Raw genomic sequence first — 12,198 nt, forward strand, 5'->3', positions numbered from 1 at the left:
CATGTTCGGAAAAGTCATCGGACGCAGGCTGATCTTCTCCGCCTTCATCCTCATTGCAGTCTCCCTACTCGTCTTCGGCGCCACACTACTGCTGCCCGGCGACGCCGCCCGAGCCATCCTCGGCCAGCAGGCCACTCCGGAGCGCATCGCCGCCCTCAACGAACAGCTGGGCCTCAACCAACCCGCTTGGCAACGTTACTTCTCCTGGTTGGGTGGCCTCTTCGTCGGTGACTTCGGCACCTCGACTGCCAGCGGCGGTTCCGTCGCAGCATTGCTGGGCGACCGCGTGTGGGCCTCCTTCATCCTCATGGCCGCCGCTGCCGTGATCTCCGTGCCCCTTGGCATCGGCCTCGGCGTGTACTCAGCACTGCACCGCGGTGGCCGCCGCGATCAGGCCCTGACCGGAGTCAGCCTCGTCCTCGCGGCCATGCCCGAGTTCGTCATCGGCATCGGGCTCATCGCAATCTTCGCCACCTCGGTGTTCCAGATCCTGCCCGCCGTGACCCTGGCCCCGCCGGGCGAACCCGTGTGGAACAGGCCCGAGCAGCTGATCCTGCCTACGCTGACTCTCATCCTCGTCGTCACTCCCTACATTGTGCGGATGATGCGCGCGACGATGATCGAAGTTCTCGACTCCGGTTTTGTGGAGATGGCCCGCCTCAAAGGTGTTCCCGAAACACGTGTCATCATGCGCCATGCTGTGCCCCACGCTTTGGGACCTGTCGCGCAGGTCGTGGCGATCCAGTTGGCGTGGCTGGCCGGTGGCGTGGTCGTCGTCGAGTTCCTGTTCCGCTACCCAGGGCTCGGCCAAGCTCTCATCGACGCGGTGACCTACCGAGACGTGCAGGTCGTGCAGGCGATCTCCATGCTCGTCGCCGCTGTCTACGTCGTGGTGAACCTGGCGGCCGACGTCGTCGGCATCCTCACCAACCCGAAGCTGAGGAGTGCAGCATGAGCACGAACACGAATAACCTCGACGAGCTCAAAGGCAGCGTAGTCGACGGTGGTGAGGTGCCGAAGGAATCCCAGACCACCTACACCCCGTTCTTCAAACGCGTGTTGGCACAGAAGCAAGGCAAGATCGGTCTGACGCTGACCATCATCGTGCTGCTGCTGGCATTCTGCGGGCCGCTGTTGCTGCCCTGGGCGACGGGCAACACCGCGACCGAGTTCGTCGCCAAACCCTTCACCCCGCACGGGCTCTTCGGTTCGGACAACCTCGGTCGTGATGTGCTCTCCCGGTTCTTCGCCGGCGGGCTCACGCTCATCGTCTACTCGGTCCTCGCCACGGCACTGGGTATGATCGTTGGCGCGATCATCGGCATGCTCGCGGCCTACGTGGGTGGCGCCTTCGACGCGATCATCATGCGCCTCAACGATGTTATCCTCGCCATCCCGCAGCTCGTGTTCGCGCTGCTGGCGATCACAGTGCTGGGTCCACAGGGCTGGGTGCTCGTGACCGTCATCGGCATCACCCACGCCCCGCGCATCGCCCGCGTCGCGAGGTCGGCGACGCTGGGCGTCATCACCGAGGACTACATCCTCGCCGCAGAGATGTATGCGATGCCACGGTGGAAGGTCTTGCTGCGTGAGCTGTTGCCCAACATCACCGGTCCGCTCAGCGTTGAGGCCGGTCTGCGCCTGACCTATTCCATCGGCTACATCGCGTCCCTGTCATTCCTGGGGCTTGGTCTGCAGCCGCCCGCGGCTGACTGGGGGCTGATGATCAACGAAAACCGGATCGCGCTGAGCATCCAACCCTGGGGTGTGCTGCTGCCGGTGATTGCCATCGCGCTGCTGACCATCGGCACCAACCTGCTCGCGGACTCCTTCGCCAGGGCCACCGCATCGACTTCTGTGGAGGCATGATGACCACCGAGACAACCACCGTCCACCACGATGACGCCAACGTCCCCAACGAGAAGATCGTCCTGCGCGTCTCAGACCTGAAGATCGCCACGACTGCCGGCAGTGAGATCCTCCACGGAGTGAACTTCGCACTGAGCCGCGGCGAGATCCTGGGCCTCGTAGGGGAGTCGGGCTCGGGTAAGACCACAGCGGGCTTAGCCTGCATGGGACACTTCCGAGAAGGCCTGAAGTTCTCCTCCGGGTCCGTGAGCCTCTGGCCGCGCGGTGATGACACCGCCGTCGAGGTCGTCGAACTCGACGAGGTGGCCGTGCGGTCCCTGCGCGGGTCCCGAATCGCCTACATCCCACAGGATCCTGCGCTCTCATTGAACCCTGCAATGCGGGTGGGAGAGCAGATCCGTGAGGTCCTCGACATCCACGAGTTCGGTGCCAACGATGCCGAGCGCACAGAACGTGTGGCGGCGGTGCTCGTCGATGTCGGTCTCCCCGGTGACAAGGCCTATCAGAAGCGCTGGCCGCACCAGCTCTCCGGCGGTCAGCAGCAGCGCATCGGCATTGCCATGGCCTTTGCCATGTACCCCGATGTGCTCATCCTCGACGAACCCACGACCGGTCTCGACGTGTCCACGCAGGCCGTCGTCCTCGACACCATCCGCCAGATGACGGTGGCGAACAATGTCGCAGGCCTCTACATCACCCACGACCTCGCGGTGATCAAGGACATCTCCGATCGGGTGGCCGTGATGCTGCGCGGTGACCTCGTCGAAGAGGGCCCGGTGGCCGCTGTGCTGGAGAACCCTCAGCACGAGTACACGAAGATGCTCATGTCCGCTGTGCCAGACCTTGCCGGCCGCAAGACCATCGGCGAGGGTGCGGCAGCGGAACCAGAGCCCGATTCCAAAGCCACACATATTCTCGTTTCTCCAGGGAAGCCGGAATCGGAGGGCACAGCCACCTCGGCGACGGCACCGTTGCTGCAGACCACGGATGTGGCGCTGGCCTATGGGAAGGCGCAGATCCTCGACGGCATCAACCTCACCCTGGAACCAGGCGACTGTACGTTGCTGTTGGGCGAGTCAGGATCGGGCAAGACGACTCTGTCCCGCTGCATCGCCGGCCTCAACGATGACTACTCCGGTGCCGTGCGGCTGCGCGGCACGGAGCTGGCCAAGTCGACTCGGAAACGGACGAACGAGCAGCGAGTCGGCATCCAGTACGTGTTCCAGTCCCCGTTCTCCTCACTCAACCCACGCAGATCTATCGGCCAGTCACTGACCGTGCCGTTGGAGATGAGTGGTGAGGGCAGTGCTGCGACCCGGAAGGCACAAGTTGAAGAGGCCTTGGACTCGGTGCGTTTGGGGCGCAGCTTCTTCCACCGTCGACCCGGTGACCTGTCCGGCGGTGAGCGGCAGAGAGCCGCGATCGCCCGCGCACTGGTCAACCAGCCCTCGGTGCTGGTCTGTGACGAGATCACCTCAGCCCTCGACGTGAGTGTGCAGGCCTCGATCATCGGGCTGCTGCGAACCTTGCGGGAGGAACACCAGCTGGCGATGCTGTTCGTGACGCACAACATTGCGCTCTCACGCCATATCGCTGACAACCTAGCCGTACTCAACAAGGGCACAATTGTCGACTATGGGCCGACTGCTCAGGTCTTGGAGAACCCGAAGCATGAGTACACGCGGACGCTCATCGCCGACGTGCCGAAGTTCTGAGGGGGCTGCAGCCAACGGTATTCAGCTACGTCTGGGCGGCTTGGGCGAACGTGACTCGGAGCCCGTTCTTGTAAACTTCTCTCATGGTGAAAATTCTTACCCCAGAGCTAGTACACGACGGCGACGATGTCGTCGTAACAGCCCGTATCTCGGGGATCAGCCCTTCAGGAACTCTCCGCTTCCGGTTACCGGCAACCTACGCGCCCTCCCCAGAAGCGATGGCCGATGCGGTATTTCCTGTGGGCCTGTTGTTGGCTATGGCCAATGGACAGTCTCTCAAGCTTGAGGCACCAGTCTCCAGGCAGCTATTGGAAAATAGCACGGTCGTCCAGGACGTCTACTGTTCGTGGCATCCCAAGAAGATGCAGCGTGCCCAAATCCATGCCACAGCACGAGAATCGATACCACGACAAATTGAGCAACGCACGCTCTCTACTTTCACCGGTGGTGTCGACTCTTTCTACACTTTAGACAAACATGCCGACAAAATTTCCAGCATTCTCTTCGTTCATGGCTTTGACGTCCGTCTGAAAGATACTGAGCTCCGAGCCAGAATGAGTACCCACCTGGATTCGGCTTCGGCTGCTGCGGAAAAGACACTCATCGAAGGTGCGTCAAATATTCGACGTTTCCTCAACCCTCATCTCGTATGGTCAAAGATGTCCCACGGTGCGGCAATCACAGGCTTTGTGCTGTTGCTCAGCTCGCACCACAAGCGCTTCTACTTTCCTGCCTCATACTCCTATGCCGACCAGTATCCGTGGGGGAGTCATCCACTGATCGACCCGCTGTGGTCGACAGAATATTTGAAGGTAATTCATGACGGTGCGGAGGCCACACGGGTCGAGAAGACCCGAAAGATCTCCGATAACCCGTCGGCGCAAAAGCATCTCCGAATCTGTTTTCAGAAAAAAGGTGATTACAACTGCGGAGAATGCAGCAAATGCCTCCGCACCAAAATTGCTTTGGAACTGTCTGGAGTCCTGCACAAATTCGAGACGCTCGACAACACCATTGACCTCTCTCGTCTGGATTCACTGGGAATCAAGTCCCAGAGTGATCTCGTCTTCGCCACAGAGAATTTGAATTTCTCGCGCGAAAAGGGTCGAGAAGATATTGCCTCGACACTGGATAGCATGATCAGTCGGTATACAGCCAAGTAGAGAAGACCGGGTGATGCCGCCCTTGGGGCCAACGTAGCCGTCGGTGAGGTAACGCCCCAGGAATGGCCCGGTACTTCCGTGGGGAAAGTTCTCAGCGAGGTGCCGCGATCGTCAGCAGTGTGCCGGGAACGAGCGTGAGGTCATAGGCTTCGAGCTGCCTGGATTTGAGTCGACTGCCCGTGGCGAACTGTGGATCCAGGCTGATGGCCACCAGGTCAGTATTGGACAGCAGGATCGCGTCGGGACTGACGTCTTCGAGCAGCGATTCGATCTCTTCCTCAAGGCTGCGGACTGTCATGTCGATTCCTGCGACCCCGTAGAACTCGCCGGATATCTCCAAAGGGACGGTGAAGGTGAACGCGAACTGATCCGTGCACATGTAATCGACGAAGGGGCCAGTCATATGAGGGCGTCCCGTGGTTGCCGGTACCCGGTACCACTCGATGTCCTCGAGGCCGGCCTGATATGTGCCGAGCTCGGTCAGATCGGCATCAAGAGGCAGCGGTTCCACGCGACTGTTCTCGAGCTGCGTCACCCACCACAGCAGGGACCGTGAACGGGCCAGCACCGTGGGATGGACACTGACGATGCCGGCGCCGGCGAACTTACATGTGGAGTTGAGGACGTCGAAGACGACCTCCTCCACCTGTGCATCAAGTGACCGAGAATCGGTGGAGATTGCCGCGATTGCGACGCTTGAAATTCTCTCAATCGTCTCTGGAACTTGAGCATGCCAAGCGGTGATGACATCCATCAGCCTTGTCATTTCAGGTGTTTCAGCGATTGTTCTCACGTTCGTGCCTTTGTGCGTCATTGCGTCTGGACAACAGCCATCTCAGTGAGATGGTAACAGCTTCCCCACGGGCCGTTATCGCGGCGTCCGTGTGCCCTGAGATCATCTCATCAAGCATTGCCCTGTTGAGAGAGAAGATCGAACTGCGGAGGTCTGTGTCGTCCAATCCGACCCAGAGAAGTGCCCCGAAATCATTCTGGATTCGGATCTGTTCGTGAACCAAACGCACTGATTGGGACTCACCTGCCAAGCGAAGATCCAAACCACCTTGAACCGATCGAGCTTCAGCGCCGTCAGTAGGATCTGCACGCCGAAAGGTCTCGCGCACGGCGTCCAGATTCTGCTCGAGGCCCATGGCGGAAATCGTCCGCAACACACCATCGGCGATGGTTCGATAGTAGGTTGCCAGGTCGGTGATCTCTGCGCGTGACAGGGCTGCGATGCGTCGTTCAAGCAAAGCACTTGCATGGCTGGAATCGACTGCGACGAAGCTGCCGCCACCGCGTCCTTGCTTGGTGTAGAGCAGATTTGTGGCGCGCAGATGTTGGAGTGCTTCTCGGACGGTGACGAGTGAAACTCGAAACCGCGAGGCCAGAGCCGTCTCCCCGGGCAGTCGGTCACCTGGGGCGAGGACTCCCGTCGCAATGGCGTCTTCGAGGCGCTGCCGGATCCTGGAAACCAGCGCTTTCTCGCCGATCGGGGCGTAGATGGCCGCGGTGACCGCAGAGTGTGAACGGCTATCTTCCATATGTCCAGTATCCGAGTAGAAGCTGAAAAAACCTTGAAACATATGGTTTCATGTGTTTATATGATTCACGACACAATCACTTGGTTTGAGGAGCGAACGATGACAGCAACCGCGGCAGCCGCGATCTCCCTCCGGGGTGTTGAACGGCGGTTTGGTGATGTCGCCGCCGTCGACGGAGTCGATCTGGATATCGCAGAGGGAGAGTTCTTCTCGATGCTCGGTCCATCCGGTTCCGGAAAGACCACAGTGCTCAGGTTGATCGCCGGTTTCGATGAGCCGACAGCCGGCACGATTGAGCTTTCCGGCAAACCGGTTCAACGACTCGCCTCCTACGACCGAGACGTCAACACGGTGTTCCAGGACTATGCGCTCTTCCCACATCTCAACGTCATCGAAAACGTCGAGTTCGGTCTGCGCATCCGCAAGGTGGCCAAGTCTCGCCGCCGCAAACTGGCGCGAGAAGCGCTGGATCGGATGAGGCTGGGCGCGTTTGAACAGCGCAGGCCCAGTGAGCTCTCTGGCGGACAACGGCAGCGTGTTGCACTCGCCCGTGCCATTGTCGTGGATCCGAAGGTTCTCCTGCTGGATGAACCCTTGGGTGCACTCGATAAGAAGCTGCGCGAACAGATGCAGGTCGAACTCAAAGACCTGCAGCGTAACCTCGGCATCACTTTCGTCTTCGTCACCCACGATCAGGAAGAGGCACTGACCCTCTCTGACAGAATCGCCGTCTTCAGCGACGGACAGATCCAACAGATTGATACACCGGAGAATCTCTACCGTGCACCGGCGACGGAATTCGTCGCCTCATTCGTCGGAACATCCAACCTCTTCGACGAAGAGCACTCCCAGCGGTTGCTGGGACGAAGCGGAATGTTCACGATCCGACCAGAGAATCTACGCATCTCATCGGCAGGAAATGGACATGCCGGACGGCTGACGGGGACTGTTCGCAACCGGATGTTCATCGGTGCGAACCATCGGACGATCGTCGATATCGACGACATCGAAGTGTCCATTCTCGAACCTGCCGATTCACCCAGCCGCAGCCTCGGCGAGCAGGTGAACCTCGATTTCAACGACTCTGACGTTCGGAAACTCCGGACGGACGAACAATCAGCGGCACACGTCGCACTTGATTAAGGAGAACAGTGAAGATGGCACTGACAAAACGCGCCAAAGGAGGCGCGGCCCTCGTTACGGCGCTGGCCCTGACGTTCGCAATGAGCGGTTGCGGAACGTCCTCCGGGGACAAATCTGATGCCGAATCCACAGAGCTCAAAGAACTCGGCAAGGCCGAGGGAGAGGTCTCACTCCTGGCGTGGCCGGGATATGTGGAGGACGGATCGAATGACCCCGATGCGGATTGGGTGACTCCCTTCGAAAAGGAAACAGGCTGCAGTGTGAAAGCGCAGACCTACGGTACGAGTGATGAAGCGTTCAACCTCATGAAGCAGGGTGGGATCGATGTTGTCGCCGCCTCCGGTGACCTCTCTCTGCGACTCATCGCCGCAGGCGACGTGCAGCCGATCAACAACGAACTCGTTCCCAACTATGAGAATGTCTACGACTTCCTGAAGAACCGTGACTGGAACTCACTCGATGGCAAAAGTTACGGCGTTCCTCACGGTTATGGGGCGAACCTTCTGATGTACAACAAGAAGGAATTCAAGAAGGCCCCCACCTCGTGGGATGCCGTCTTCGATAAGGCGGACGAGAATAAGGGCAAGATCACGGCCTACGATTCGCCGATCTACATCGCCGATGCCGCGGTCTACCTGATGGATCACAATCCGGAGTTGGGGATCAAGAACCCGTATTCGCTCGATGAGAAGCAGCTGGATGCGGCCGTCGAACTGCTCAAGAAACAGAGCCCGAATGTGGCCGAGTACTGGTCGGATTATCTGAAGTCTCTGCAGGGCTTCGAAAACGGGTCGGTGGTGGCAGGCACCGGCTGGCAGGTGACGATGAACGAACTCGACCCGAAGAAGTTCGGTTCCGTCATCCCCGATGAGGGAACCACAGGCTGGAGCGATACCTGGATGGTCTCGTCGGATTCCGAGCACACCACCTGTTCGTACAAGTGGCTTGACTACATGTCGAGCCCTAAGGGTTCAGCAGCGGCAACAGAGTACTTCGGTGAAGCTCCGAACAACCCAGGTGCGTGCAAGGAAGCCGAAGATCCGGACTTCTGCGATACATACCATGCCGGAGACGAAAAGTACGCCGAAGGCATCTGGTACTGGACCACACCTATCACCGAGTGCCTTGACGGGCGCACCGACGTCGAATGCACCGATTACGCCGCGTGGACCAAAGCGTGGCAGCAGATCAAGGGGTGATCAAGAATGAGCCAGTCCAGTAGTACCGACAGCCGTATCCAACCTCCGCCGAGATCCGCCGGGCGACGTCTATCGAGCTTCTTCGGCTCGCATCGACGATTGTCGTTGACCGTGCTTCTCGCGGCGCCGCTGGCCTGGCTCATTCTCATCTACATCATTGCGCTGCTTTTACTGCTCGTCACAGCGTTCTGGTCGACCGACAGCTTCACCGGTCAGGTCGTTCAGGACTGGACGTTGGGCAACTTCAAAGAGGTATTCACCGAGGCCCTGTATCGGGCGGTGACCGTGCGGACCCTGATCATTGCCGTCTCGGTGACGGTCATCGATGTCCTCATCGCTCTTCCCGTCGGGTACTTCATGTCGAAGGTCGCCGGCCCACGGCTGCGAGGGGCGCTGGTTGTCGCATTCCTCATGCCGCTGTGGGCGGCGTACCTCGTCAAGGCCTACGCGTGGAGGACCATCGTCTCACCGCACGGTCTGCTCGACTCGATCGGAGTTTCGCCGGGGCTGGGAGTCATCGCGACAATCATTACGATGTCCTACATCTGGTTGCCCTACGTGGTGATGCCGGTCTATGCCGGTTTCGAAAAGATCCCTGACAGTCTCATCGAAGCGGCAGGCGACCTGGGGGCCAAGGGGTGGCGAACGTTCACTGCGGTGATCATCCCGCTCGTCTGGCCCTCGGTCATCGCCGGTTCCATATTCTCGTTCTCACTGACTCTGGGTGACTACATTGCGGTGCAGATCGTCGGTGGGTCGCAGCAGCTGTTGGGAACGTTGATCTACGCGAACGTCGGCACCGGTGGCAACATGCCATTGGCAGCGGCCACGGCATTCATTCCGATTGCGGTCATCCTGATCTATCTGACCGCTGTTCGCCGCACCGGCGCACTGAAGAACCTTTAGGACACACCATGAGAATTCCTCTACCGGTCAAAGCCGTTCTCAGCATCATCGTCTGTGCGGTCCTGGCCTTCGTCTACATTCCGTTGTTCATCGTCGTCATCAACTCGTTCAACTCCAGCCAGTCGCTGGGGTGGCCTCCGAAGTCCTTCACCTTCGAATGGTGGATCAGAGCATTCAGCGACAGCGGAGCGCTCTCGGCCTTGGGCACCAGCCTCCTGGTTGCCGCGTGTGCGACAGTCATCGCACTCATCCTCGGCACCCTGGCGTCCTTGGCCCTTGACCGGTTCGAGTTCTTCGGCAAGGAAGGCGTGAATCTCCTTGTCGTCTTGCCGATCGCTCTTCCTGGCATCATCACCGGTATCGCCTTGAACAATGCGTTCACGACGATGCTCGGCTGGAAATTGGGTCTTCTCACCGTGATCACGGCACATGCGACATTCTGTATCGTCACCATCTACAACAACGTGTTCGCTCGCATGCGCAGGCTCTCCGGAAACCTTCGGGATGCCGCAATGGATTTGGGGGCAGACGGCTTCACCACGTTCCGGCTGGTCACATTCCCGCAGTTGCGCAGTGCTCTGCTTGCCGGTGGTCTGCTGGCTTTCGGTCTGTCTTTCGACGAGATCATCGTCACACAGTTCACCGCCGGCACCGGGGTGCAGACACTGCCGATCTGGATCTTCGACAACATGTTCCGACCGAATCAGGCTCCGATCGTCAACGTCATCGCCACGTTCCTCGTGATCGTCTCGATCATCCCGATCATGTTGGCGAACAGGATTGGCGGAAAGACAGCGACAGGAGCCGCCTGAGCTCGAATCCATTCAGTGACGGCTCTCCACCGCCGCCGAGGTGGTGCTCTCGATATAGACAATGAACGGCCTTGCCCTATTTCACTAGGGCAAGGCCGTTCATTACTGTTCTACGCCGAGTTGCTCAGGAGTTGGACGAGTAGACCGCGCGTGAGCCTCCGGACACAGCTTGGCCCCGGTTGCGATTGCGAGTCTCAGGGCTCGTACCCCGATTCTCGGCGGCGCGACGGTTGCCACCGCCGGTGCGAGTGCTTTCATTGCGGTGACTGCCACGAGTGCTCTCGCTGCGACCACGAGGGCTCTCATTGCGACGTCCACCTTGGGTGCTCTCGGAAGAACGGCCGCCACGGGGACTCTGCCCATTGCGGGTGCTCTGTCCACCCTGGCCGCGCTGTCCACCGCGAGTGCTCTGCCCGCCACGGGTGCTGTCTCCGCCTCGGGTGCCCTCTCCACCTCGGCCGCCTTGACCGTTCGAACGCGAACGGCCTTCCTGGCTGCGGCCGCCGGTGCTGCCGCCGCCCGACTGGTTCGCGCTATTCGATTCGCCTCCGCGGCGGCTTCTGCCACTGCGACCTCCGCGACGACGCCCGGATGAGCGCTGACCGCCCTGTGTCTGCTCCGCCTTCTGCTTTTCTGCTGCGGCCTGGATGGCGATCTGTGGATCGACGAAGGCGGCTGCTTCACCCACCAGATCGGTCACGGCGGGGGAGTCCGAAGTGACCTTCTGCGGGCTGACCTTGATATCGGCCTTGCGCAGGAGCGTCTGAGTGTCTCTGCGCTGGTCTGGCAACATGATCGTCACGACCTCGCCTGAGCTGCCGGCGCGAGCCGTGCGACCGGAGCGGTGCAGGTAAGCCTTGTGTTCGGTCGGAGGATCCACGTGGACGACGAGTTCGACGGAGTCGACGTGGACACCGCGGGCGGCGACGTCTGTGGCCACGAGGACCTTCACGTCACCTTCACTGAAGGCCGCGAGGTTGCGGTCTCGTGCACCCTGGGACAGGTTGCCGTGCAGGTCGACGGCCGGAATTCCCTGGGCGGTGAGCTGACGGGCGAAGCGTTTTGCCCGGTGCTTGGTGCGGGTGAACATGATGCGTCGACCGGTGCCGGAAGCGAGGCGGTGAACCAGCTCGTTCTTGTTGTCATCGGGGACCTCGAACACGTGGTGTGTCATGTCGGAGACATGCGAGTTGGGGTCATCGACGGAGTGGAGCACCTCATTGTGAAGGAAGCGGCGCACCAACTTGTTCACATCGTTGTCCAGGGTGGCGGAGAAGAACATGCGCTGCCCGTTGGCCGGTGTCTTCTCAAGGATGCGGGTGACGGCGGGCAGGAAGCCCAGGTCCGCCATGTGATCGGCCTCGTCGAGGACGGTGACTTCGATCTGGTCCAAGGAGACCAGGCCCTGCTGGAGCAGGTCTTCGAGTCGGCCCGGGCAGGCGACGACGATATCGACTCCTGCATTCAGGGCGACTTCCTGACGCTTCTGCTTCACGCCGCCGAAGATGGTCGTGGTCGTCATGCCGTAGACGCGAGCCAGCGGATCGACCACGTTCGTGATCTGGGTGGCGAGCTCACGTGTGGGAGCCAAGATCAGGCCTCGAGGAGAGCGACCGCGTCGCGAGGCAGATGCCTCAGGGTCGGCCAGGCGCGTGACCATGGGGATTGCGAAGGCGAGAGTCTTGCCGGAGCCGGTCTTTCCGCGGCCCAGCACGTCGCGACCAGCGAGTGTGTCCGGAAGAGTGTCCTGCTGGATGGGGAAGGCGTTGGCCTTGCCCTCTGCACGCAGGCTTTCGGCCAGAACATCGGGAACGCCGAGTTCGGTGAAAGTCACTGGTGCGGTGTCTGTA

General features: G+C 60.3%; 11 protein-coding genes. 8 read left to right on the forward strand and 3 right to left on the reverse strand.

Features of this window, described 5'->3' with window-relative positions; translation table 11 throughout:
• The first annotated feature begins 1 nt into the window (after position 1).
• From INT29_RS18635 to INT29_RS18650, 4 genes are all read left to right on the forward strand, one after another.
• Positions 2-955, forward strand: coding sequence for an ABC transporter permease (locus tag INT29_RS18635; protein ID WP_193072948.1), 954 nt, complete (start codon positions 2-4; stop codon positions 953-955).
• Positions 952-1,869 (forward strand): ABC transporter permease, encoded by a 918-nt coding sequence (locus INT29_RS18640; protein WP_226831708.1) that lies wholly within the window; start codon positions 952-954, stop codon positions 1,867-1,869. The genes INT29_RS18635 and INT29_RS18640 overlap by 4 nt, the downstream gene beginning before the upstream one ends.
• Positions 1,869-3,584: an ABC transporter ATP-binding protein gene (locus tag INT29_RS18645; protein WP_226842220.1), complete on the forward strand. Its 1,716-nt coding sequence runs from the start codon at positions 1,869-1,871 to the stop codon at positions 3,582-3,584. Before INT29_RS18640 ends, INT29_RS18645 begins: the two co-directional genes overlap by 1 nt.
• Positions 3,585-3,667: 83 nt before the next feature.
• Positions 3,668-4,747 (forward strand): hypothetical protein, encoded by a 1,080-nt coding sequence (locus tag INT29_RS18650; protein WP_193072949.1) that lies wholly within the window; start codon positions 3,668-3,670, stop codon positions 4,745-4,747.
• A 91-nt stretch (positions 4,748-4,838) separates the two neighbouring features.
• Here INT29_RS18650 and INT29_RS18655 read toward each other — a convergent pair whose 3' ends face one another.
• The gene (locus INT29_RS18655; protein ID WP_193072950.1) at positions 4,839-5,513 is read right to left on the reverse strand and encodes a cache domain-containing protein; all 675 of its coding nucleotides are present in this window, start codon (positions 5,511-5,513) and stop codon (positions 4,839-4,841) included.
• Between the two features lie 10 nt (positions 5,514-5,523).
• Entirely contained in the window at positions 5,524-6,288 is a 765-nt protein-coding gene (locus INT29_RS18660) for a GntR family transcriptional regulator (RefSeq protein WP_193072951.1), read from the reverse strand.
• 99 nt (positions 6,289-6,387) lie between these two features.
• On the opposite strand from INT29_RS18660, the gene INT29_RS18665 reads away from it, so the two are divergent.
• The 4 genes from INT29_RS18665 (at position 6,388) to INT29_RS18680 (ending at position 10,348) form a co-directional block, all read left to right on the forward strand.
• Positions 6,388-7,431, forward strand: coding sequence for an ABC transporter ATP-binding protein (locus INT29_RS18665; protein ID WP_226842222.1), 1,044 nt, complete (start codon positions 6,388-6,390; stop codon positions 7,429-7,431).
• A gap of 14 nt (positions 7,432-7,445) precedes the next feature.
• Complete coding sequence (locus INT29_RS18670) at positions 7,446-8,630, forward strand: ABC transporter substrate-binding protein (RefSeq protein WP_193072953.1); 1,185 nt, start codon at positions 7,446-7,448, stop codon at positions 8,628-8,630.
• Positions 8,631-8,741: 111 nt separating this feature from the next.
• The gene (locus INT29_RS18675) at positions 8,742-9,536 is read left to right on the forward strand and encodes an ABC transporter permease (RefSeq protein ID WP_319020945.1); all 795 of its coding nucleotides are present in this window, start codon (positions 8,742-8,744) and stop codon (positions 9,534-9,536) included.
• A gap of 8 nt (positions 9,537-9,544) precedes the next feature.
• A complete protein-coding gene (locus tag INT29_RS18680) occupies positions 9,545-10,348 on the forward strand; it encodes an ABC transporter permease (RefSeq protein WP_193072955.1) in 804 nt (267 codons plus the stop codon).
• 124 nt (positions 10,349-10,472) lie between these two features.
• Here INT29_RS18680 and INT29_RS18685 read toward each other — a convergent pair whose 3' ends face one another.
• Complete coding sequence (locus INT29_RS18685) at positions 10,473-12,182, reverse strand: DEAD/DEAH box helicase (protein WP_319020944.1); 1,710 nt, start codon at positions 12,180-12,182, stop codon at positions 10,473-10,475.
• Between the last annotated feature and the right edge of the window lie 16 nt (positions 12,183-12,198).

The sequence above is a fragment of the Brevibacterium sp. FME37 genome (assembly GCF_014897485.1).
In the GTDB taxonomy this organism is placed as follows: domain Bacteria; phylum Actinomycetota; class Actinomycetes; order Actinomycetales; family Brevibacteriaceae; genus Brevibacterium.